At 66.3% G+C, this 22,250-nt stretch carries 19 protein-coding genes; 13 read left to right on the top strand and 6 right to left on the bottom strand.

Annotated elements, in window-relative coordinates; translation table 11 throughout:
• The first annotated feature begins 85 nt into the window (after positions 1 to 85).
• The 3 genes from VIK36_RS11700 (at position 86) to holA (ending at position 4,140) form a co-directional block, all read left to right on the top strand.
• Positions 86 to 985, top strand: a complete 900-nt coding sequence (locus VIK36_RS11700) for a helix-hairpin-helix domain-containing protein (RefSeq protein ID WP_324642030.1) — start codon at positions 86 to 88, stop codon at positions 983 to 985.
• 963 nt (positions 986 to 1,948) lie between these two features.
• A complete protein-coding gene (locus VIK36_RS11695; protein ID WP_324642029.1) occupies positions 1,949 to 3,190 on the top strand; it encodes a ComEC/Rec2 family competence protein in 1,242 nt (413 codons plus the stop codon).
• Positions 3,124 to 4,140 carry a DNA polymerase III subunit delta gene (gene holA / locus VIK36_RS11690; protein ID WP_324642028.1) on the top strand — a complete coding sequence of 339 codons (1,017 nt, stop codon included), beginning with the start codon at positions 3,124 to 3,126 and terminating at the stop codon, positions 4,138 to 4,140. Before VIK36_RS11695 ends, holA begins: the two co-directional genes overlap by 67 nt.
• A gap of 165 nt (positions 4,141 to 4,305) precedes the next feature.
• On the opposite strand, the gene rpsT is transcribed toward holA, so the two are convergent.
• Positions 4,306 to 4,566, bottom strand: coding sequence for a 30S ribosomal protein S20 (gene rpsT / locus VIK36_RS11685; RefSeq protein ID WP_018761400.1), 261 nt, complete (start codon positions 4,564 to 4,566; stop codon positions 4,306 to 4,308).
• 169 nt (positions 4,567 to 4,735) lie between these two features.
• Positions 4,736 to 5,284, bottom strand: coding sequence for a type II toxin-antitoxin system PemK/MazF family toxin (locus tag VIK36_RS11680; protein ID WP_324642027.1), 549 nt, complete (start codon positions 5,282 to 5,284; stop codon positions 4,736 to 4,738).
• A gap of 173 nt (positions 5,285 to 5,457) precedes the next feature.
• Here VIK36_RS11680 and lepA point away from each other — a divergent pair, with 173 nt between their 5' ends.
• Together lepA and hemW are read left to right on the top strand one after the other, a co-directional pair.
• Positions 5,458 to 7,314, top strand: a complete 1,857-nt coding sequence (gene lepA / locus VIK36_RS11675; RefSeq protein WP_043454334.1) for a translation elongation factor 4 — start codon at positions 5,458 to 5,460, stop codon at positions 7,312 to 7,314.
• Between the two features lie 25 nt (positions 7,315 to 7,339).
• Positions 7,340 to 8,569: a radical SAM family heme chaperone HemW gene (gene hemW / locus VIK36_RS11670; RefSeq protein WP_324642026.1), complete on the top strand. Its 1,230-nt coding sequence runs from the start codon at positions 7,340 to 7,342 to the stop codon at positions 8,567 to 8,569.
• 60 nt (positions 8,570 to 8,629) lie between these two features.
• On the opposite strand, the gene VIK36_RS11665 is transcribed toward hemW, so the two are convergent.
• Together VIK36_RS11665 and VIK36_RS11660 are read right to left on the bottom strand one after the other, a co-directional pair.
• Positions 8,630 to 9,040 (bottom strand): DUF4870 domain-containing protein, encoded by a 411-nt coding sequence (locus VIK36_RS11665; protein ID WP_141941485.1) that lies wholly within the window; start codon positions 9,038 to 9,040, stop codon positions 8,630 to 8,632.
• 119 nt (positions 9,041 to 9,159) lie between these two features.
• On the bottom strand, positions 9,160 to 10,011 hold the full coding sequence (locus VIK36_RS11660) for a DUF3097 domain-containing protein (protein WP_324642025.1): 852 nt from the start codon (positions 10,009 to 10,011) through the stop codon (positions 9,160 to 9,162).
• Positions 10,012 to 10,182: 171 nt separating this feature from the next.
• Here VIK36_RS11660 and hrcA point away from each other — a divergent pair, with 171 nt between their 5' ends.
• From hrcA to VIK36_RS11645, 3 genes are all read left to right on the top strand, one after another.
• Complete coding sequence (gene hrcA, locus VIK36_RS11655; protein ID WP_324642024.1) at positions 10,183 to 11,196, top strand: heat-inducible transcriptional repressor HrcA; 1,014 nt, start codon at positions 10,183 to 10,185, stop codon at positions 11,194 to 11,196.
• A gap of 88 nt (positions 11,197 to 11,284) precedes the next feature.
• A complete protein-coding gene (dnaJ, locus tag VIK36_RS11650) occupies positions 11,285 to 12,412 on the top strand; it encodes a molecular chaperone DnaJ (RefSeq protein WP_324642023.1) in 1,128 nt (375 codons plus the stop codon).
• Between the two features lie 2 nt (positions 12,413 to 12,414).
• Positions 12,415 to 13,188 (top strand): 16S rRNA (uracil(1498)-N(3))-methyltransferase, encoded by a 774-nt coding sequence (locus VIK36_RS11645; RefSeq protein ID WP_324642021.1) that lies wholly within the window; start codon positions 12,415 to 12,417, stop codon positions 13,186 to 13,188.
• Here VIK36_RS11645 and VIK36_RS11640 read toward each other — a convergent pair.
• The gene (locus VIK36_RS11640) at positions 13,181 to 14,098 is read right to left on the bottom strand and encodes a GerMN domain-containing protein (protein WP_324645267.1); all 918 of its coding nucleotides are present in this window, start codon (positions 14,096 to 14,098) and stop codon (positions 13,181 to 13,183) included. The two genes, VIK36_RS11645 and VIK36_RS11640, sit on opposite strands and share 8 nt — an antisense overlap.
• A gap of 454 nt (positions 14,099 to 14,552) precedes the next feature.
• Between VIK36_RS11640 and VIK36_RS11635 the strand changes: the two genes are divergently transcribed.
• From VIK36_RS11635 to VIK36_RS11615, 5 genes are all read left to right on the top strand, one after another.
• Positions 14,553 to 15,641, top strand: a complete 1,089-nt coding sequence (locus VIK36_RS11635) for a PhoH family protein (RefSeq protein WP_324645266.1) — start codon at positions 14,553 to 14,555, stop codon at positions 15,639 to 15,641.
• Positions 15,638 to 16,111, top strand: coding sequence for an rRNA maturation RNase YbeY (gene ybeY / locus VIK36_RS11630; RefSeq protein ID WP_159631944.1), 474 nt, complete (start codon positions 15,638 to 15,640; stop codon positions 16,109 to 16,111). Before VIK36_RS11635 ends, ybeY begins: the two co-directional genes overlap by 4 nt.
• The gene (locus VIK36_RS11625) at positions 16,108 to 17,439 is read left to right on the top strand and encodes a hemolysin family protein (RefSeq protein ID WP_255172281.1); all 1,332 of its coding nucleotides are present in this window, start codon (positions 16,108 to 16,110) and stop codon (positions 17,437 to 17,439) included. The genes ybeY and VIK36_RS11625 overlap by 4 nt, the downstream gene beginning before the upstream one ends.
• Positions 17,423 to 18,382 (top strand): GTPase Era, encoded by a 960-nt coding sequence (gene era / locus VIK36_RS11620; protein WP_159631946.1) that lies wholly within the window; start codon positions 17,423 to 17,425, stop codon positions 18,380 to 18,382. Before VIK36_RS11625 ends, era begins: the two co-directional genes overlap by 17 nt.
• A gap of 220 nt (positions 18,383 to 18,602) precedes the next feature.
• Positions 18,603 to 20,066 carry an LCP family protein gene (locus tag VIK36_RS11615; RefSeq protein ID WP_324642020.1) on the top strand — a complete coding sequence of 488 codons (1,464 nt, stop codon included), beginning with the start codon at positions 18,603 to 18,605 and terminating at the stop codon, positions 20,064 to 20,066.
• An 82-nt stretch (positions 20,067 to 20,148) separates the two neighbouring features.
• Here the strand turns inward: VIK36_RS11615 and VIK36_RS11610 are convergent, their stop codons facing one another.
• A complete protein-coding gene (locus VIK36_RS11610) occupies positions 20,149 to 22,101 on the bottom strand; it encodes a M13 family metallopeptidase (RefSeq protein ID WP_324642019.1) in 1,953 nt (650 codons plus the stop codon).
• Between the last annotated feature and the right edge of the window lie 149 nt (positions 22,102 to 22,250).

The raw sequence follows: 22,250 nt of genomic DNA, 5'->3' as shown, positions 1-22,250 counted from the left end.
TGGCAATCGGGCGTCGGGGCCCCAAGTTTCCACATAGGGGCTTTGGCGCCTGCCGGGCAGCGGGCAGGATTCTTAGGGTGGAGCTATGTCACGCCGGGACGCTGCAGCAACAGGTCAGCAGGCGCGGCCTGTGAGGGCAAGGCTGCAGGCCGCCTTGGGGGAGGCAACGGCAGGGGTTTCGGAGGACGACCTGGGCCTGGGCGGTTTCGAGTACCGGGGGCCTGCAGAAACAAGTGGGGCTCCAGGCGCCGTTGGTCCGGAATGCACGTCCAGTACTGCGCCTACGCTGCGTTGGCGGGTGGGGTTGCGCGTTGCCCTGCTGCTGGCTGCCCTCGCTGCCGCCGCCTGCGCCTGGTTCTGGTGGCAGGCAGCCGCTGCCGCACCGGAAGTCCTGCCGTTGGCAGGCGTTGGTTCCGGGACAACCGCCGAAACCCAGGAAAGGGGGAATACCCCACATGAGGCCGAAGCAGATCAACCGGATGCCGGGCCACACCACGCGGAGTCCGCCCCTGCGGCCCTGCTGGTGGTCCATGTGGCCGGTGCCGTGGCCAAACCAGGAGTAGTACGGCTTCAACAGGGAAGCCGCGTTGAGGACGCCATTGCCGCTGCGGGCGGAGCACTACCGGAGGCCGACGCCAACCAGCTCAACCTTGCACTCGTGATGGAGGACGGCCAGAAGATCGTCGTCCCGCTGCAGGGCGAGCCGGCTACCGCGCCGCCGTACGCCCCTGGCTCCGGCGGCAGCGGCGCGGACACTACCGGAACACAGGGGTCAGGAGGCAGCACTGCGGGCGAGAAGGTCAACCTCAACACCGCTGACGTTGCCATGCTGGACACGCTTCCCAAAGTCGGTCCGGTACTAGCCCAGCGGATCGTGGATTGGCGAAAAGACCATGGACCTTTCAAAAGCGTCGAAGAACTGGACGCGGTGGATGGCGTCGGGCCGAAGCTGCTCGAGGCCCTGCTGCCCCTTGTGACGGTCTAAGGCATCCCGGATGGCAAGCGGAAGGAGCAGCACAGGCAGGCCCGACGGCCCGGAAAGGCGGGGAGGCCCCGCCGGGGGAGAGGGAGCCACGAGTCCTTGGAACCGGTTCGTGGACTCGGCGGTGCAGGGGCCCGGCCGGGGGCCAGACAACGGGGGTCCCGCACGGAGGGTGCACCCATTGACAACGCAACCGTCCGGATCCTGTTCGCGTCCCGGAGCAGTCCCACCGTCGGTGGGACTGGCACGCCTGCAACCGCCAGGTCTGCCCGTACGCCGCCGCGGGCCCTTGAAAGGTGGGCCCCTGAAGGTCGGGTCCCTGAAGGGCCGGCCCCTGAAAGCCGCGGACGTGAAAAGTTATTGGGCGCAGTGCCTGGACCGCGCTCTCAGGCGGCTGGTTGAAAGCGGCCACGAGCGGGAGGAAAGTGACTCCGGCCATGTGGGACCGCGGCGCCGCACGGACCTCCGGCTTGCCCTCCCCGCAGTTTCGGTGTGGGCTGCCTCGGTGGCGGGGCTCTGGCTGCCGCCCCCGTGGCTGGCCGCCGTGTGCTGCGCGCTTGCGGCAGTTGGCGGCCTTTTCCTGGCCCGCGCCGCGAAGGGAGGACGGAGGGGAAGCTTGCGTGCCGCCGCCCGCGCTTCGGGGCCGGGATGGAGGCTCGGTGTCCGGGGCCGAAGCTTTCGGGCAGCATTGGGCGTCTCCCTGATGCTGGCCGCCGCGGCGGCAGCCCATTCCGCGACAACCTCAAGCCAGCGGTTCGAGGGGCCGCTCGCTGAGGCCATCGTGGACGGAAAGTCGGCCGTCGTCATTGTCGAGGTAGCCGGAAACCCGCGGGCCCTGGCCGGACCCGGAGGGGCGGCGGGGAGGTGGTCGGTCCCGGTGTGGACGCGGGAAGTGACAACGGGTGGCATCCTGGTTCGCACCCGCGCCCGGCTCGTGGTGATGGGCGGGCAGGGGTGGGGCGGGTGGTGCTGGGGCAGACGCTCCGGGCTGCCGGCAAGCTGCGGCCGGCAGACCCCGGAGGGCAGGAGGCGGGAAACCTGGCCGCTTCGACGGCTCCAGGCAAGCCCTCGGGTGGCTCACTGCTGGAAGAGTCAGCCAGGGAGCTCCGCGGCCGATTCGTTTCTGCCTCGGCTTTCCTCGAACCGGATGCCCGCGGGCTCCTCCCGGGGATGGTCACCGGTGACACCAGTGCGCTGGATGAGGGATTGAACAACGCCATGAAAGCGGTTGGCATGACGCACCTGACGGCAGTCAGCGGGGCAAACTGCAGCCTGGTGCTGGGGGCGTTGCTGCTGCTGTGCCGGTGGTTCCGGCTACCACGTGCCCCTGCCGCAGCTGCTGCCCTTGGCGGCCTGGCCCTTTTCGTGGTCCTGGTGGGGCCTGATGCCAGCGTTCTGCGGGCAGCGCTGATGGGAGCCATTGGCGTCGCCTCGCTGGCCGGTGGACGTTCAGGGCGCGGTCTGAGCTTCCTTTGCCTGGCTGTCCTGGGGCTGCTGTTGGCGGATCCGGCTCTTGGCACGAGTTTTGGCTTCCTGCTTTCTGTCCTGGCCACACTGGGAATCATTCTTATAGGCCGGCGGATCATCAGCTGGATTCCCGCGGCGGTCCCACGGTGGCTCGCTGCCGCGGTAGCGGTTCCGTTGTCCGCCCAGCTGCTGTGCGGGCCCGTCATCGTGCTCCTGCAACCCCAGTTTTCAACCTATTCCCTGGCGGCCAATGTCGTCGCCTCGCCCCTGGTGGCTCCCGTGACCCTGCTGGGAACAGCAGCGGTGCCCCTGGTGGTCGTTTTGCCGTGGGGCGCCGCAGCGCTGATAGCCGTTGCCGGGACCTTCAGCGCGGGCGTCGCGGCTACGGCCAGGATCGCAGCCCAGCTGCCGGGGTCTGCGCTCCCATGGCCGGAAGGGGTGCCGGGGATCCTGTCCATGGTGCTGCTGTCGGTCCTGTCCCTGGCCGTCGTCGGGGCGGCGGCCAGGCCGCTCCGCCTCATCCGCTGGGTCCGGACGGCGCACGCAGGAACTGTCGTATTCCTGGAGTTGCTGGAGGTGCGCCTGCATCGCTTCCGCGGTGTCCGCAGCTTGGACCCCGGGCACAGACGTGGCAGGCTGGGATACTGCAATAAAACCTCCGGAAGGAACTGCCGATGGCCGCTGCGCAAAAGCGGGCACCCCGCTCCCAAGCGTCCAACACAGCCTCCTGGCGGGACGTAACCCCGGCCCGGATCGTATTGGTGAGCGGTCCGGAAGAGTACCTGGGAATCAGGGCGATGGACAGGATCCGGTCCCAGGTCAGGGCGGCCGCACCGGACGTGGAGGTGAGCCGCATCAACGCGGCCGGCTACGAGGCCGGCACCCTGACCATGCAGGTGAGTCCATCCCTGTTCGGCGAGAGCAAGCTGATCGAGGTGGAGGCTGTGGAAGGGATGAATGACGCCTTCCTTGCCGATGCCCTCGGCTACCTGCAGCACCCGGAGGAGGACGCCGTCGTCGTGCTGCGCCACGCAGGCGGGGTCCGCGGCAAAAAGCTCCTCGATGCCGTCAGGAAAGGGGGCTGGCCGGTAGTAGAGTGCCAGCCGCTGAAGAAGGACGCGGACAAGGTCCAGTTCGTCACCGCGGAGTTCAAGGCGCCCGGACGCCGGATCAACCAGGACGCCGTGCAGGCCCTGGTGAATGCCGTGGGAGCAGACCTGTCAGAGCTCGCTGCCGCCTGCGCCCAGCTGATCGCCGACGCGGGAAGCACGGTCACCACTGACACCGTCGACAAGTATTACGGCGGACGGGTCGAAGCCACCGCGTTCAAGGTGGCCGACGCGGCCATGGCCGGCAATGCCCCCCTTGCACTGTCGACGCTGCGCCACGCCCTCGCCACCGGCGCTGACCCGGTACCGCTGGTGGCTGCACTTGCATCGAAGCTGCGGACGGTTGCACGGGTGGCGGGCGCCTCCGGTCCGTCCGCGCAGATCGCTGCGGAATTGGGCATGCAGCCCTGGCTGGTGGAGCAGGCGCAGCGCGACGTACGGCGCTGGACCCCTGAAGGCCTGGTGCGGTCCATCCAGGCCACGGCGGAAGCCGACGCGCAGGTCAAGGGCTTGTCCAGGGATCCGGTGTACGCCGTGGAGCACGCCGTCACCGTGATTGCCATGTCCGTCCAGGGCAGATAGCCCCCGCAGCGCCCAACAGGCCCGGACGCTCTTCGCGTCCGGCTCGGCACGTCCCGGTGGCATTCGACGGCGTGCTGCCGCGGCTCGCCGGACTGGCCGCTTAAAAGCGTGTGGCCGGTACCCGAGGGTACCGGCCACACCATCAGTTCGTGGGAACTGGAAACCTTAGAGTGCGTTGACCTTCTTGGAGATCGCCGACTTACGGTTCGCTGCGTTGTTCTTGTGCAGAACACCCTTGCTGACAGCCTTGTCCAGCTTACGGCTGGCAGAAACGAGCGCAGTAGTAGCAGCTTCCTTGTCAGCGGACTCAACAGCGGTGTTGACGGCGCGGATGGCCGTCTTCAGCTCAGACTTGACTGCGTTGTTGCGCAGGCGGGCCTTCTCGTTGGTCAGGATGCGCTTCTTCTGGGACTTGATATTCGCCACGTGTGAACTCTCTTTGTAATGCGGAAATGGTCTAGAGGGCTTTCAGGCTGGCCTTGACTGAGCGGCGTGGGGATACCTATGGCGGCCAACCATCAGTGACCGTCGACCTGCACGGACACACAGCAATAAAGACTAGCAGGTCAGCGGCCGCTCTGGCCATTTCAGCGGGTCAGTCCCATCCGTGTCGCCGCCGAAGCCCGGACGCCACCTTTTCAAAGCGCGCCTTGTCCAATACCGCGCCTTCGCGCCGGATGCTGTCCGGGCGGATCTGCAGGATACGGTCCAGCCGCACCTCACTTGCCCTGCCCTGCTTGTCCCAACCCCCGGAGCCGAGATCCACGTAGTCCGCGGACGACGTCCCGGCAGGAACCCTGTCCCTGCTGGTCAGCATCAGCCCCAGGAGGAAGGGGCCGTTGTGCCCCACCAGCAGCACCGGCCGGTCCTTCCCCTTGCCGTGATCCTCCTCATAGGGCACCCAGGCCCACACCACCTCGCCCGGATCGGGGTCGCCGTCGGGCTGCGGGGCGTAACGGACGGAGGCGCGGCCGCGGTAATCGCCGGGATAGGCCGCCGCTTCGGCCGGGACACCTTCGCCGGCGGCGCGCCAATTGCCGCCCGGGCGCTGGTCCTGGACCGGCCGTGGGGCCACGGGCCGTTTCTGCAGCATGCGCAGGCCGCGGCGGACGGCGTTTCCCAGGGAGCGGAGATCAATGGCCATCCCGACAGCCTATCGGCGGGGCTGCCGCTGAAACAGTGTGCACAAGTCGGCCAGGATGCGGTGGCGGGGTCGCGGACGTGGGACACTGGACGTTAAAGATGTGCGGCTGGACCGCAGGCGCCTTTCGCGTGCCTGGCGGATGGCTGCAGAAAAGCCAACAGTAAGGACCCTGCGTGTCTCCCATGGCCCGCACCGCACCGGTGCCCGCCGCGACAGATCCGGCAATTATTCGGAACTTTTGCATCATCGCGCATATCGACCACGGCAAGTCCACCCTGGCTGACCGTATGCTGCAATCCACCGGGGTGGTCCAGGCGCGCGACATGAAGGCCCAGTACCTGGACCGGATGGACATCGAGCGCGAACGCGGCATCACCATCAAGTCCCAGGCCGTCCGCATGCCGTGGGAGGTGGACGGTGTCAGTTACGCGCTGAACATGATCGACACCCCGGGACACGTGGACTTCACCTACGAGGTCTCCAGGTCACTGGCGGCTTGCGAGGGCGCAATCCTGCTGGTGGACGCAGCCCAGGGCATTGAGGCCCAGACGCTCGCGAACCTGTACCTGGCCATGGAAAACAACCTAGCCATCATCCCGGTCCTGAACAAGATCGACCTGCCGGCGGCGCAGCCTGAAAAGTACGCAGCCGAGCTGGCCAGCCTGATCGGCGGCGATCCTGAGGATGTCCTGCGGGTGTCCGGCAAAACCGGCGTTGGCGTGGAAGCCCTCCTGGACAAGATCGTCCGCGACCTGCCGGCGCCGAAGGGCGACCCCGATGCGCCGGCCCGTGCCATGATCTTCGACTCGGTCTACGACACCTACCGCGGCGTGGTCACCTACGTGCGCGTGGTGGACGGGATGCTCCACCCGCGTGAACGCATCCAGATGATGTCCACCAGGGCCTCGCACGAACTCCTGGAAATCGGCGTCAGCTCCCCGGAACCCACACCCTCCAAGGGCCTGGGCGTTGGCGAAGTGGGCTACCTGATCACCGGTGTGAAGGACGTCCGCCAGTCCAAGGTCGGCGATACCGTCACCAACCTGGCCAAGCCGGCCGCCGAGTCGCTGCCCGGCTACGCCGATGCCAAACCCATGGTGTTCTCCGGCCTGTACCCCCTGGACGGCGCCGACTACCCGGTACTGCGCGACGCCCTCGAAAAGCTCATGCTCAACGACGCCGCGCTGGTGTACGAACCGGAGACCTCTGCTGCGCTGGGCTTCGGCTTCCGTGTGGGCTTCCTGGGCCTGCTGCACCTTGAGATCACCCGCGAACGCCTGGAGCGCGAATACAACCTTGACCTGATCTCCACGGCACCCAACGTGGAATACGAGGTGACCCTGGAGGACAAGAAGGTGGTCCGCGTGACCAACCCCAGCGAATACCCCACGGGCAAGATCGCCGAGGTGCGCGAACCGATGGTCTCCGCGACCATCCTCGCCCCCAACGAGTTCGTCGGCGCCATCATGGAGCTGTGCCAGTCACGCCGAGGCGTGATGGGCGGCATGGACTACCTCTCCGAGGACCGGGTGGAAATCCGTTACCGGCTGCCGCTGGCGGAAATCGTCTTCGACTTCTTCGACATCCTGAAGTCAAAAACGCGTGGCTACGGCTCCCTGGACTGGAAGGCCGACGGCGAGCAGGTTGCCGACCTCGTGAAGGTCGACATCATGCTCCAGGGCGAACAAGTGGATGCCTTCAGTGCCATCACCCACCGGGACAAGGCCTACGCCTACGGCGTGATGATGACCGGAAAGCTCCGCGAACTCATCCCGCGGCAGCAGTTCGAGGTGCCCATCCAGGCGGCCATCGGCTCCAGGATCATCGCCCGCGAAAGCATCCGGGCCATCCGCAAGGACGTGCTTGCCAAGTGCTACGGCGGTGACATCTCACGAAAGCGCAAGCTGCTGGAGAAGCAAAAAGAAGGCAAGAAGCGCATGAAAATGGTGGGAACGGTGGAGGTTCCGCAGGAAGCGTTCATCGCCGCCCTCACCACCGACGAATCAAAGGACAAGGCCAAGAAGAAGTGACCACCGCGCAGGCGGGGACCCGCTGATGCCCAGCGTCCTTCCCCTCGGCGACCCGGCGCCGTCGGACGGTCTGCTGCCTCCACAGGCAGCGGACGGTGCGGCGGCCCGGGCCTTTGGCCTGTACGTCCACATCCCGTTCTGCGCCGTGCGCTGCGGGTACTGCGACTTCAACACCTACACCGCCACGGAACTGGGCGGCGGCGCCTCACAGGATGCCTACGCCCAAACCGCCGTGTCGGAAGTGTCCCTGGCCGGCACCGTGATGGCACGTTCCGGGCTGCCGCAGCGGAAGCTCAGCACGGTCTTTTTCGGGGGCGGCACGCCCACCCTGCTGCCGGCAGATGACCTCGCCCTGATCCTTCGCGCTGCCATCGACCAGTGGGGCATCGTGGACGGCGCCGAGGTCACCACCGAAGCCAACCCCGATTCGGTCACCCCCGAATCCCTCGCCGTCCTCAAGGATGCGGGCTTCACCAGGGTCTCCTTCGGCATGCAGTCCGCCGTCCCGCACGTGCTCAGGGTCCTGGACCGCACCCACACGCCCAGCAGGGTTCCGCAGGTGGTGCAGTGGGCGCGGGAGGCCGGACTGGACGTCAGCCTGGACCTGATTTACGGCACACCGGGGGAGTCGCTGGACGACTGGCGCCACTCCCTGGAAACTGCCCTCTCCTACCAGCCGGACCACATCAGCGCCTACGCCCTGATTGTCGAGGACGGGACCAAGCTGGCCGCCCAGATGCGCCGCGGCGAGGTGCCGGGAATTGACGACGACGACCACGCCGACAAGTACGAACTCGCCGACCAGCTCATCACCGAAGCCGGACTCGGCTGGTATGAGGTCAGCAACTGGGCGCGAAGCCCGGAGCACGCGTGCCGCCACAACCTGGCCTACTGGCGTGGCGACGACTGGTGGGGCATCGGCCCCGGCGCACATTCGCACGTGGGCGGGGTGCGCTGGTGGAACGTGAAGCACCCGTCCGCCTATGCGAACCGTCTGGCCCAGGGGCATTCGCCTGCGGCGGGCAGGGAGACCCTGGATGCCGGGACCAGAAACCTGGAGCGGGTAATGCTGGAGGCGCGCCTGCAGTCAGGGCTTGAAGTGTCCACTCTTAGCTCTGCCGGCCGGCACGAAGTGGCCGGCCTGATCGCTGACGGCCTGGTGGAGCCCGTCGCTGCTTTCCAGGGCCGTCTGGTCCTCACGCTCAAGGGCAGGCTCCTGGCGGACGCGGTGGTCCGCCGTATCCTGCCCGACTGACTGGGCGGGACACCCGTCGGATCCGCGCTGCGGGGCCAGTGGCCCCGCAGCTCTGAGCGGCTACTTAATCCAGCGCAGGTTGTACTGGTAGCGGTGCGGCTGGCCCTTGTTGACGTGGATCCCTGCTGCCACGGAGAAGCAGGTGAGCGCCACCCAGATCAGAGTGGCGATGACCGCGAAGATGTTTCCCACATAGGGGATGAACACCAGGATGTTGGCCAGCACAGCGGCGATGGTGGGCGGCAGGCTGAAGTTCAGCGCTTCTTTGGATTCCTGCGCGGTAAATGGCCCGCGGTCACGGAAGATCAGGTAGATCAGCAGCGAGGGGACGCACCCCAGGATCCCGCCGAAATGCGCGAGCGTGGCCCATTGGCGGTCTTCGCTGGCCGTGAGCGGCAGCGCATTGGCGGGGACGCCATGGTACTCGGAGCGGCCCTGGCCGTCCCTGTGATCACGTGCGTTTTCTGCCACAGTCTGTTCCTTCGGAGGTGCAAGTGGTGCTGACTTCATATATGGGCGCGGTGTGCAGCGGCCTTGGGAAAAGGCGCTGCATTACCAAGAATACTGGCTCCCGGGCCGGTGTCCGGCCTTCAGGGGGCGGTGAGGAAGTCGATGACTTCCTCAACCCGCCCCAGCAGTGACGCTTCCAGGTCCGCGTACGTACGTACGGCGCCCAGCAGTTTTTGCCATCCCAGGCCGACGTCCTCCTTGGTGGCGTGCGGCCAGCCAAAGGCCTTCAGGATTCCGGTCTTCCAGTCCTGTCCGCGGGGCACGGCCGGCCATTTGTCAATGCCCAGGACAGCGGGGCGGATCGCCTGCCAGACGTCCACATAGGGGTGGCCGACGATCAGGACATTTCCGGCCGCGCCGGGGGATGCCATGACGGCGTCGGCTATGCGGGACTCCTTGGAGTCAGGGACGAGGTGGTCCACGAGCACGCCGAGGCGACGGCCCGGACCGGGTTTAAAGGCGGCAACTGCCGCGGCGAGGTCGTCAATGCCGTGCAGGGGTTCGACGACGATGCCTTCCACCCGAAGGTCGTCTCCCCAGACCTTTTCCACCAGTTCGGCGTCGTGCTTGCCCTCCACCCAGATGCGGCTTGCCTTGGCGACCTGGGCCCGCTGGCCGGAGACCCGGACGGAGCCTGAGGCTGTCCTGCCGGCGGCGGGGCCGGCTGCTGCCGGCCGGGCGGCGGGAGGCATCAGCCGGATGGGCCGGCCCTCAAGGAGGAAACCGAAGCCGAGCTTGAAGGACCGGGACTTCCCGCGGCGGTCCTCCAGGGCCACGACGTGCATGCCGCCGGACTTTTCCACCCGGGTGACGGCGCCGACCCAGCCTGACTGGACATCCTCGAGCACCATGCCCCGCTCCACCGGAACCTCGGGCAATTCCGCCTTGGCCGGGGCGGAAATGCCGCGGGGCCCCCAGTTTTGGTAATCCATGGATTCGATCCGCCTAGCGCTAGGTCCTCCGCACCGGAATTTCGCCCGGAGCGGTACCAATGCTAACAACGGGCCGAGGCATAATAGACTGTTAGCACTTAGGCATGTCGAGTGCTAACACTGGTGGCACCTGGCGGGGTATGCGCCCCGGACCATGGATGGAGGTGGAGAGTGAGCGAGCCACGCAAACTGGAAGTGCTGCGGGCCATCGTGGAGGACTACGTCCACTCCCGCGAACCGGTCGGGTCAAAGGCCCTGGTCGAGCGGCATCATCTGGGCGTTTCCAGCGCAACCATCCGCAATGACATGGCGGCCCTTGAAGACGAGGGATTGATCACTGCCCCGCACACCAGTGCAGGGCGAATTCCCACAGACAAGGGCTACCGGCTCTTTGTCGACCAGATCTCGGCAGTCAAGCCCCTGTCGGCAGCGGAGCGCCGGGCCATCCAGTCCCTCCTGGAAGGCGCAGACGACCTCGACGACGTCCTGGACCGCACCGTCCGGCTGCTGTCGCAGCTGACCAACCAGGTGGCTGTGGTCCAGTATCCGCACCTCAGCAAGGCACTGGTGCGCCACATCGAGTTCGTGCTCCTGGCCCCCCGCAAGGTGCTGGTGGTGCTGATTGCCAACAGCGGCAAGGTGGAGCAGCGGGTCATCGACGTCGGCCAGGACCTTGGCGACGACGCACTGGCCGCGCTCCGTACCCGCTTCCTTGCCGCGCTGGCCGGAACTCCGCTAAGCCAGCTGGCCAAGGCGCTCCCCGCCGTCGTAGCCGGAACTGCGCACGGCCAGCGCCAGGCCGCGCACGCGCTGGCGCATGGACTGGAGGGCCTGGCACAAAACACCAGGGAGGACCGGATGGTCATGGCCGGAACGGCGAACCTGGCCAGGTCCAACGTGGATTTCCCCCTCAGTATCGGCCCCGTGCTCGAGGCACTGGAGGAGCAGGTGGTGATGCTGCGGCTGCTGAGCGAAATGGCCCAGGACCACCGGGGAGTGGCCGTCAGTATCGGAAGGGAAAACCCTTATGACGGCCTTGCCGAAGCCTCCGTGGTGGCCACCGGCTACGGCCCGGACAGCGCCGCGAAGGTAGGGATCCTCGGCCCAACCAGGATGGACTATCCCACCACCATGGCCGCCGTCAGGGCTGTGGCCCGCTACCTTTCCAGGATTTTGGGGCCCTGACTCTTCGCCGCCGGAGCCTTTTCGGGACCGGACCACAGAGCGGGGCCGCCCACACTGAACGCAGTACAACAAGGAAGAGATACGAACTTTGAGCAGCCACTATGACGTCCTTGGAGTCTCACCCGAAGCTACGGGCGAAGAGATCAAAAAGGCCTACCGCAAACTGGCCCGCACCCTTCACCCGGACGTAAACCCCGGTGCGGACGCTTCAGAACGCTTCAAGGCAGTAACTCACGCCTACGAGGTCCTTTCCGACCCCCAAAAGCGGAGGATCTACGACACCACGGGCAACGAGAACGGCACGGACAACGGCTTCGGCGGTGCCGGTTACGCAGGCCAGGGCTTCGCATTCCAGGACATCTTCGACACCTTCTTCGGCGCCGGGGGCACCTCCGGCCCGGCTTCCCGCGTCCGCCGCGGCCAGGACGCCCTCATCAGCGTCCGGATCGACCTTCGCGACGCCGTGTTCGGCGTGAACAAGAAGCTCGAAGTGGACACTGCCGTGGTCTGCCCCACCTGTGACGGATCCTGCTGCCGGCCCGGCACCCACCCGGAGCGCTGCGACATCTGCGGCGGCAGCGGCCAGGTCCAGCGGGCCGTGCGCTCCATCCTGGGCCAGGTCATGACGGCCGCCCCCTGCGGCACCTGCGAAGGCTTCGGCACGGTCATCAAGGATCCCTGCAACGAGTGCAGCGGCCAGGGCCGTATCCGCAGCCGGCGGTCGCTGACCATCAAGGTTCCCGCCGGTGTGGCCACCGGAACCCGGATCCAGCTCGCCGGGCAGGGCGAAGCCGGACCTGCAGGTGGACCGACCGGTGACCTCTACGTGGAAATCCGCGTCAACAATGACGCCACCTACGTACGGGAAGGCGATGACCTGCACGCCACCCTGCACATCCCCATGACGGCGGCCGCACTGGGCACGGACGTCAGCCTGGAAACGTTCGACGGTACGCAGGACATCGACGTCAAGCCCGGAACACAGTCCGGCGAGATCATCACCCTGCGTGGCCTGGGTGTCACGCACCTGAGGGGATACGGCCGCGGGGACCTGAAGGTCCACCTCCAGGTGGACACTCCGGCCAAGCTCGACCCGGCACAGGAGGACCTCCTCCGGCAGCTCGCCAAGCTCCGCGGCGAACAGCTCACCGAGGGCAAGCTCGCCGCCAGCGGCGGCATGTTCGCCAAGCTCCGGGACCGGCTCGGTAACCTGTAGCGGTGAGCAACCCCGTCTTCTTCACCTCCGCCGGTTCACTGGCGGGCATGGTGCCCGGCCGGATCTTTGTCCTCGAAGGGGCGGAGGCCCGGCATGCAGTGACCGTCAAACGCCTGTCTCCGGGCGAGCCGGTGGACATTGTCGACGGCGCCGGCGCCCGCATGAGCGGAAAGATCGTCTCCGCCGCGCCCTCGGGACTTGGAGTGGAGTGCGGCGCACTGGCAATGGAAGACCGGCCGGACGTCCGCTTGGTCCTGGTTCAGGCCCTGGCCAAGGGCGACCGCGACGAACTGGCCATTGAAACCGCCACCGAGCTGGGCATCGATGCCGTCATACCTTGGCAGTCGGAACGGTCCATCGTCCGCTGGAAAGGTGACAGGGCCGCCCGCGCCCATGCCAAGTGGGAGTCCACTGTGGCCGCCGCCGCCAAACAGGCGCGGCGCGCCTGGATCCCCGAGGTCCGGGCCGCCGTCGATACTGCCGGGCTTTCCGCCGCCGTGGAGGGTGCAGACCTGGCCGTCATCCTCCACGAAGATGCCGTGCGTCCGCTGCGCACCGTCCTGGAAGCGTGGCAGGGGAGTGGGCACGAGGGCATCCGGGAAGTCCTGCTGATCGTCGGCCCGGAAGGCGGAATCAGCCCGCGGGAAGTAACGAAACTCTGCGACAAAGGCGCTGTGACCGCCCTGTTGGGGCACCACGTCCTGCGGTCCTCCACGGCCGGGCCGGCCGCCGTCGTGCTTGCAAACGACATCCTTGGCCGGTGGACAGCTACCTGACCTTGAAGGACCTGGTGTCCTCGTTGCGGTCCGGCTCCCCGCCGGAACCTGCCTGCGCCACCCGGAGCTCATAGTCGCCCGCCGGCAAGGTCAGTGCCAGCGTAAAGACGCCCGCCTGCCCCTGCCCGGCTCCGGCCGTGGTTTCACCGGTCAGGAACGGGGCCTTGCTTCCGCCGTCCCCGGACTGCAGGATCTGCCAGCGGAGCTTTGCTCCCGGCGACGTGCTGCGGCCGGTGATCTTTACGCTGCCGGCAGGCACCTCCGTGTTTTCCTGCGGATCAATGATCCACACCGGCGCCACCAGCCCGGCAGCACGGGTCATCAGTGCGCCCAGCTGGACTTTTCCGAACGCGACGTAGTCCGTATGGCCGTCTACGAGGATCCGCACCCGGACCTGCTGCCCTGTGTCGATCAGGCCCGAACTGGCGGCGGCAGCGGTTGCCGTGTAGATCAGCTGTTGGATGGCGCGGGCGGCCATGTCGGCGTCGAGGTTGCTGTTGAAGGCGTCAGCCGAGACGTCGACCGTGATGACGTCCTTGCCCGAGATGGAGGTGGCAAGTTTGTCCGGGTTCTGCCAAGGCGTAAAGAAGTCCGGGTCGAGCGGCTTCTCCGACATCATGGCGCGCAGTGCCCGCGTCACCGGGTTCTCCTGTTCCGGAACGTCCCGGAACTCACGGTAGAGGAAGATGTTCCCGCCGCTGCGCCCAATCCAGTACACCGGGGCCTTGTTGGAGGACTGGGTGGTTTCCAGCGGGGCGCTGGTGGCGGGCGCGTCCGGCATGGTGCCGCCGGTGGCCGGGACTGAGGCAGAGGTGAGAGAGGGCGATGGTCCGTTCTCGGCGGTGCAGGCTGCGAGGGCGGGAACGAGCACCAGGATTCCTGCGAGGACGGCAGGGCGCATGCGGCCCACCGATCGTCCTGCCCGTTCGGGCACAGAGGTTTCCGGCACTGTCCTGCCTAGTCCTTTCCTGGCGTGGCGGGCCGATCCCCCTGGCGGCCTGGCGTTCCAGCAGACGCTGGATTTCCAGCATTGCACAGGGGAGGGTTCCCCCAGCCGCTCTTTGGCCTCCCTGGCCGTAACTGCAACGGGAACGATATGAGGCCGATATGAAGTTGATACCTAACGCTGCATTCTTACCCGTTTGCGGCTGCAATTCCCTGGCTGAAGGGCCGGTGCCGGTCCCGGCCAGGTGACCGGCCGGGTGACCGGCCTGGAATCCGGTCCAGTACCCGGCCAGGGCGGGTGCTGGCGTAAGATAAAGGGATCGCTGGGCAAGGAGCACCGTGCAACGGGCGCCGGCATCAGCCAAAGCAAACAAATGATGTCGATCTTCGAGGGGACCACGGGCCTGCGGGCCAGCACCATGACTGAATCAGCAAATGGTAAGCGCCGGCTCAACACGGGCGACGGCGGTCCGGGGGAATTCCCGCACTCCCTGCCCGGCATCCGGACCGAAGTAGTCCTCTTTGAGAACTCCGACCAAATGGTTCAGTCGCTCGGCAGCCATGACGAGGCGCTGCGGTTCATCGAAGAGCAGTTCCCGGACGTCAACTTCCATGCCCGCGGCAATGAACTGTCCATCAGCGGCCCCGTCAGTGACGTTCCCCGCATCATGCGGCTCCTCCAGGAAGTCCGGGGCCTGGTGGCCCGGGGCACAGTCATCACGCCCGCGGTGCTGCAGCAGCTGGTTGCCCTCCTGCGCACCCAGTCACTCCAGAATCCCGTGGATGTGCTCACCCACGACATCCTCTCCAGCCGCGGCAGGACTATCCGGCCCAAGACGCTGAACCAAAAGAACTACGTTGACGCCATCGATGCCAACACGGTCATCTTCGGCATCGGCCCGGCCGGCACCGGCAAGACCTATCTGGCCATGGCGAAAGCTGTCCAGGCCCTGCAGCAGAAAGAGGTCAGCCGGATCATCCTGACGCGCCCTGCGGTGGAGGCGGGGGAGCGGCTCGGGTTCCTGCCCGGCACGCTCAGCGACAAGATCGATCCCTACCTGCGGCCGCTCTACGACGCCCTGCACGACATGATGGACCCCGAATCCATCCCGCGGCTCATGGCGGCCGGCACCATCGAGGTGGCGCCCCTTGCCTACATGCGCGGCCGCACCCTCAACGACGCCTTCATCATCCTTGACGAAGCCCAGAACACCACGCCGGAACAGATGAAGATGTTCCTCACACGGCTGGGTTTCGGATCCAAGATGGTGGTCACCGGAGACGTTACCCAGGTGGACCTGCCCTTCGGAACGCGTTCGGGGCTGCGGATCGTCGAAGAAATCCTGCAGGGCATCGAGGGCGTCAGCTTCTCTGTCCTGGACGCCGCCGACGTTGTGCGGCACAGGCTTGTTGGCGACATCGTCAACGCCTACAGCATCTGGGACGAAGCCCAGCGGAACCGCGTCAAACATTCAGCAAGCCGCGAAAAACGAGGGGAACACGCGTGAGCATCGAGGTGAACAACGAGTCCGGTGTCCAGGTGGATGAGTCCGGGCTCGTAGCCCTGTCGCGGTACATCTTTGAGCAGCTCTACATCCATCCGCAGGCCGAACTGTCCATCCTCCTGGTGGATGAACCGGCCATGGAGAAGCTGCACATCGAGCTGATGGACGAACCCGGGGCCACCGACGTGCTCTCCGTTCCCATGGACGAGTTGACTCCAGGGACCCCTGACCGGCCCACGCCCCAGGGCATGCTGGGCGACATCGCCATCTGCCCGCAGGTGGCCACAGTGCAGGCCCGGAACGCGGGCCACTCGCTGCAGGACGAGATGCTGCTGCTCACCACGCACGGCATCCTTCACCTGCTGGGCTACGACCATGCCGAACCAGAAGAAAAGGCGGAGATGTTCGGGCTCCAGCGGGAACTCCTGTCCGGCTTTACCGGCAAAGAAGCACCTGCAGAGACGACCCAGTGACGCAACTGCTCCTGGTCGCGGTGGCACTGGTCTTCCTTGCCGTCGCGGCCCTGCTGACAGCGGCCGAGGCCGCCTTCAGCTTCCTTCCCCGGCACGACGCTGAAGAGGCACTGCACAGGAGCCGCGGCACCGCCATGCGCCGCATCCTTGCGGAACCCGTTGCCCATACCCGGGCCCTCCGCTTCTGGCGCGTCTGGTTTGAGATGGCCTCGGCGGTTGCCGTCGCCGTCCTGATCGCAAGCCTGCTGGACAACGTCTGGCTCGCCGGCCTGGTGGCCACCGGCATTATGGCCCTCCTGGGGTTCGTGATCGTAGGTGTGTCACCCAGGCAGCTCGGCAGGCTGCACTCCACCGCGGTGGTCCGCTTCACCGCGCCGATGGTCCGGTTCCTCACCAGCGTGCTGGGGCCCATCCCAGGGTGGCTGGTGGCCATCGGGAGCTCCGCGGCTCCCGGTGCGCCCGGCGGTGACGACGCGTTCTTCAGCGAACAGGAGTTCCGGGAACTTGTGGACCGGGCCAGTGAGTCCGACATGATCGAGGACACCGAAGCCGAGATGATCCAGTCGGTCTTCGATTTCGGGGACACCCTGGTCCGCGCCGTCATGGTTCCCAGGACGGACATTGTCAGCATCGACGCCGGCTCAAGCCTCCACGAGGCCATGTCCCTGTTCCTGCGCTCGGGATACTCGCGGATCCCGGTCATCAACGAGAACACCGACCACATCCTCGGCATCGTCTACCTGAAGGATGTTGCAGCTGTCGTCCACCAGCTGGGAGCGGACCAGGCGCCGCCCCTGGTGGAGTCGCTGGCGCGCGAGGTCCGCTACGTGCCGGAGTCGAAACCGGTCAGCGACCTCCTGCGCGAGCTGCAAAAGGAGTCCACGCACGTAGCAATCGTGATTGATGAATACGGCGGCACTGCAGGGCTGGTGACCCTCGAAGACCTGATCGAGGAGATCGTGGGCGAGATCGTGGACGAATACGATACCGAGAGCGCCGAAGCCGTGGCCCTGGGAGACGGCTCCTACCGGGTCAGCGCCCGGATGGGCATCGACGACCTCGGCGAGCTGTTCGACCTGGAGATCGACGACGACGAGGTGGACACCGTGGGTGGCCTCCTCGCCAAGGCGCTGGGCCGCGTTCCCATCGTGGGCAGCAGCGTGGATGTGCAGGGCGTATCGCTGCGGGCGGACCGGCTGGAAGGCCGGCGGAACCGGGTCAGCCACATCATTGCGGCACCCGTACCAAGAGTAGAGACTGACCTTGAAGGCCTCCTGGAAGAGGCCGAAGCAACCCAGCAGGGAGTTCCACGTGAGCAAGAAAAATAAGGCCGCCGAACCGGACGATTTTGGCGGTTTCCGCGCCGGTTTTTCGGTCCTGGTCGGCAGGCCCAACGCGGGCAAGTCCACCCTGACCAACGCGCTGGTGGGCAAGAAGGTGGCCATCACCTCCGCCAAGCCGCAGACCACGCGGCACACCATCCGCGGCATCGTCCACCGCGACGACGCCCAGCTGATCCTGGTGGACACACCGGGCCTGCACCGTCCCCGTACCCTGCTCGGCAAGCGCCTGAACGACCTCGTGGCAGACACCCTCGCCGAGGTGGACGCCATCGGGTTCTGCCTGCCTGCCAACGAGAAGATCGGACCCGGCGACAAGTTCATCGCCGCCCAGCTTGCCGCCGTCGGCCGCAAACCCGTGATCGCCATCGTCACCAAGGCTGACCTGGTGGACAAGCAGGCGCTCACCGAACAGCTCCTTGCCGTGGCGGCGCTCGGCCGCGAGGTGATGGGCGAGGACGGCTGGAAAGACATCGTTCCCGTTTCCGCTGCCGACGGTTTCCAGGTGGAAACGGTCGCCGACGTGCTGATCAGCCACATGCCGCCGTCGCCTCCCCTGTATCCGGACGGGGAACTGACCGATGAACCCGAAGCCGTGATGGTGGCTGAACTGATCCGCGAAGCAGCCCTGGAAGGGGTCCGGGACGAGCTCCCGCACTCCCTCGCCGTCGTGGTGGAAGAGATTGTCCCCCGGGAGGACCGGCCGGACGACAACCCCCTCCTGGACGTGCGCGTCAACCTCTACGTCGAGCGTCCCTCCCAGAAGGCCATCATCATTGGCAAGGGCGGGGCCCGGCTGCGGGAAGTCGGCACCAACGCCCGCAAAGGCATCGAGGCCCTCCTGGGCACGCGCATCTACCTGGACCTCCACGTCAAGGTGGCAAAAGACTGGCAGCGCGACCCGAAACAGCTGGTCAAACTGGGTTTCTGACCCGTACTAACGCCCACCGTGCGGGCGTTCCCGCCATGTTCTCCAGCCTGGACCACTAAAATGGACCGGATTTCGTTTTTAGAGGAAGGTTCACCACGTGGGTCGAGGCCGCGATAACCGCGACAACGAGGCTGACTTGTCATCCGGACCGGGACCGGCGTCCCGTCATGCGGACAGCCATGATGTGGGTGCCGCACGTCACCTTGGTCCCCTGCGCAGCATGCCCCTGTGGCTGAAGGCCGTCACTGGCGTGGTGGCACTGGTCCTCGTGGCGGCTGCCGCATTCGCCGGGTTCTGGTTCTTCCGGCTCCAGAACAACATCTCCAAGGCCCCGCTGAACGCCGGCGGGGAAAGCACGGAGTCCCCGGGGAACGATGCCACCGGACGCCTGCAGATCCTGATCCTCGGCTCGGACACCCGCGACGGGAAGAACTCAGAGTACGGAACCGCGGACGATTCCACCGGCTACGGCAAGTCGGACGTCATGATGCTGATGGACATCTCCGAGGACAACAAGCGGGTCAACGTCATCAGCTTTCCCCGGGACCTGCTGGTGGACATTCCGGACTGCAAGGACAGGAAGACCAACAAGGACTACCCTGCCCGCACCGGCGTGATGATCAATGAGGCCATGAGCGAGGCCGGCATCGGCTGCGCCGTGGACACGGTCAACAAGCTCACCGGCATGCAGGTCGACCACTTCATGATGGCCGACTTCAACGCCGTGAAGGAACTGTCCAACGCCGTGGGCGGGGTGGATGTGTGCATCAGTGACGCGGTGTACGATCCCGACTCCCGGCTGCGGCTGCCCGCCGGAACGTCGTCCGTGCAGGGCGAAATGGCACTTGCCTACCTGCGCACCCGTCATGCTTTTGCCGACGGCGGCGACCTGGGCCGCATCAAGGCGCAGCAGGGCTTCCTCTCTTCGTTGACCCGCAAGATCAAGGACGACGGGACGCTGTCCGACCCCGCGAAAATGCTGAAGATCGCCGACGTCGTGACCCAGAACCTGACAGTGGACAACGGGCTGGCGTCCGTTCCCACGCTGCTGACCATCGGCAACCGGCTCAAGGACATCGACATCAGCAAGGTGGCGTTTGTCGCGGTGCCCACGACGCCGGCGCCCGTGGACCCCAACAGGCTGGTCATCGCGGAACCCGCGGGTGCGCAGCTCTTTTCGGCAATGCGCAAGAATGTGGACCTCACGGATCCCACTGCACCCACCACACCGTCGCCCAGCGAAACGGCAGCACCTCCTGCCCCCACTGAGACGGCGCCGCCGGTGCCGCCCTACAACAAAGCGATCCAGCCCGTGACCGTCGCCAACGGAAGCGGCATCAACGGCCGTGCCCAGGAGCTTGTCCAGGCGCTGGTTGCAGGCGGCTTCGCCCAGACCGGCCAGTTCCTCGCGCAGCCGGTGGCCAAGACCGCGGTGTATTACGGCAATGGCTTTGCCGACGTTGCTGCCGATGTGGCGGCGCTGCTGGGAATTCCTGCCACCCTCATGATTCCTGCTCCGGGCGTGGCAGGCGTGCAGGTGTATGTCGGCAGCGACTTCACTACGGGCACTGCCTTTGGGGCAGGAGGCGGAGCCGCCGCGGCTTTGCCCCAGGACATTGTGAACCAGACGGCAGGGGACAAGGTGTGCCAGCAGGCAAATCCTGAGCTGATCGTGCGGCAGTAACAGCCGGCCTTCCCCGCACGGACAAACCTGTCCCGCAACAAAATGGGCCCCGCCAACGGCGGGGCCCATTTTTGCTGTTCAGCTACCAGATGCTGACGCGCTCGGCGGCGGGCATCCACATTCCGTCGTCCTCGGTGACATCGAATGCCTCGTGGAACGGGTCGAGGTTTTTCGCGATGGCGTTGGTCCGGAATTCGTTGGGGGAGTGGGGATCGGTGGCAAGCCGCCGGATGGCCTCCTCCTGCCGGATGACCTGGCGCCACCCTGCTGCCCAGGAAACGAAAAAGCGCTGTTCCCCGGTCAGTCCGTCAAGGACCTCCGGCTCCTTGCCGTCCAGGCTGATCCGGTATGCCTTGTAAGCGATGGTCAGCCCTGCCAGGTCGCCGATGTTCTCGCCGAGCGTGAGCCGGCCGTTGACGTGGTGCCCGGGCGCGGCGGTGGGGGAGAGCGCATCGAACTGTGCCACCAGGCGGGCCGTCAGCGCCTCGAAGGCCTGGCGGTCCTGCTCCGTCCACCAGTTGCGAAGTGTCCCGCCGCCGTCGAACTGTGAACCCTGGTCATCAAAGCCGTGCCCGATCTCGTGGCCGATCACGGCCCCAATCCCGCCGTAGTTCACGGCGTCGTCGGCGTCGGCGGTGAAGAACGGCGGCTGCAGGATGGCCGCCGGGAACACAATTTCATTCATCATGGGGTGGTAGTAGGCGTTGACCGTCTGCGGCGTCATCAGCCATTTGTTCCGGTCCACCGGCTTGCCCACCTCATCCAGGTGACGGTCGACGTCGGCATTGTGCGCGCGCTCCACATTGCCCAGCAGGTCGTCGGGGTCGATCTCCACGGCCGAGTAGTCGATCCACTCGTCCGGGTAGCCGATCTTCGCGCGGAACGCCTCCAGCTTGCGCAGGGCCTCGGCTTTGGTGTCCTGGCCCATCCAGCTGACGTCATTGATGCTGCGTCGGTATGCCTCGATGAGGTTCGCCACCAGGGTCTGCATCCGTGCCTTGTGGGATTCGGGAAAGTGCCGGGCCACGTAGATCTGGCCGACGGCCTCCCCGAGGCCGGCCTCGACGACGGCAACTCCTCGCTTCCACCGGTCCTTGTTGCGGGGCGTGCCGCTGATGGTGGTGCCGTAGAACGCGAAGTTGGCATCCACGAACCCGGAGGACAGGTACGGCGCCGCCGCGCTGAGGACGCGCATGGCCAGCCACTCCTGCCAGGTGGCCACCGGGACTTCGTCAAGGAGCCCGGCGGCGCCGGCAAAGAAGTCAGGGGTGCTGACGACGATTTCCGTGCGCTTGTCGGCGTCGATTCCCGCAGCCTCGAACCAGGTGGCGAAGAGCGGGAAGAGCGCGGTGGCTTCGTCAGCCGTCTTCAGGTTGTAGGTCTTCTGCGGATCCCGGAGGGTGACGTTGTCCCAGTGGTGGGATGCGAGCCTTGTCTCCAGCCCGACGACGCGTTCCGCGGCACCCTTCGGATCCGCCAGCCCGGCCAGTTCAAACATCTTCTCCACGTGGGCCGTGTAGGCGGCAACGATCGGGGCGAACTTCTCTTCCCGGTAATAGGACTCGTCGGGCAGGCCCAGGCCGCCCTGCCCGGTGTACAGCAGGACCCGGTCGGGGTTGCCCGCATCAGGGGCGGGGTAGATGTAGAACAACCCACCCACGTCGGCTCGGAACAACCGGCCTGCCAGGGCAATGAGCTCCGGGACCGAGGCCGTGGCGAAAACCTCCGCGAGCCGCCCGCGGATGGGCTCCATGCCTTTGCCCTCGACGGTGGCTTCGTCCATGAAGCTGTTGTACAGCCCGCCGATCTTCCGCTCGATCCCGGTGGCGTCGTCGCCCTTGGCCGCCGCTTCCTCGATGATGTCCCGGACGGCGATCTCGGAGCCGTCGCGCAGGGCGGTGAAAGTGCCTTCCAGCGGCCGGTCGTCCGGGATCTCGGTGGCCTTCAGCCACGCGCCGTTGACGTGCTGGTAGAGGTCATCCTGCGGCCGGACTGTGTGATCAATGGTGGAAAGATCGATCCCCGAAATGGGCACTGCAACTCCTTTGCTGGGACGCTGCTGCCGGGCGGAACACCGGAAGACGTCTGCATGCTGGACTTTACGGACGGTAGTGCCCTTTCATCTTACGCACCCGTGTTACCCTCAAAGTGTGCGTGCAGAGCTCCTTCTCCTTAGCTGCCGCG

Source organism: Pseudarthrobacter sp. LT1, assembly GCF_035621795.1.
Lineage (GTDB): Bacteria > Actinomycetota > Actinomycetes > Actinomycetales > Micrococcaceae > Arthrobacter.
Note: the sequence above shows the minus strand (reverse complement) of the source record. Positions and strands in the feature narration are given on the sequence as shown.

Excerpts from the sequence above, each read along its gene's own strand:
- VIK36_RS11700 (WP_324642030.1), top strand. The coding sequence starts at position 86 with ATGTCACGCCGGGACGCTGCAGCAACAGGTCAGCAGGCGCGGCCTGTG.
- holA (WP_324642028.1), top strand. The coding sequence starts at position 3,124 with ATGGCCGCTGCGCAAAAGCGGGCACCCCGCTCCCAAGCGTCCAACACA.
- VIK36_RS11680 (WP_324642027.1), bottom strand. The coding sequence starts at position 5,284 with ATGGCCATTGATCTCCGCTCCCTGGGAAACGCCGTCCGCCGCGGCCTG.
- hemW (WP_324642026.1), top strand. The coding sequence starts at position 7,340 with ATGCCCAGCGTCCTTCCCCTCGGCGACCCGGCGCCGTCGGACGGTCTG.
- VIK36_RS11660 (WP_324642025.1), bottom strand. The coding sequence starts at position 10,011 with ATGGATTACCAAAACTGGGGGCCCCGCGGCATTTCCGCCCCGGCCAAG.
- VIK36_RS11635 (WP_324645266.1), top strand. The coding sequence starts at position 14,553 with ATGACTGAATCAGCAAATGGTAAGCGCCGGCTCAACACGGGCGACGGC.
- VIK36_RS11615 (WP_324642020.1), top strand. The coding sequence starts at position 18,603 with ATGCCCCTGTGGCTGAAGGCCGTCACTGGCGTGGTGGCACTGGTCCTC.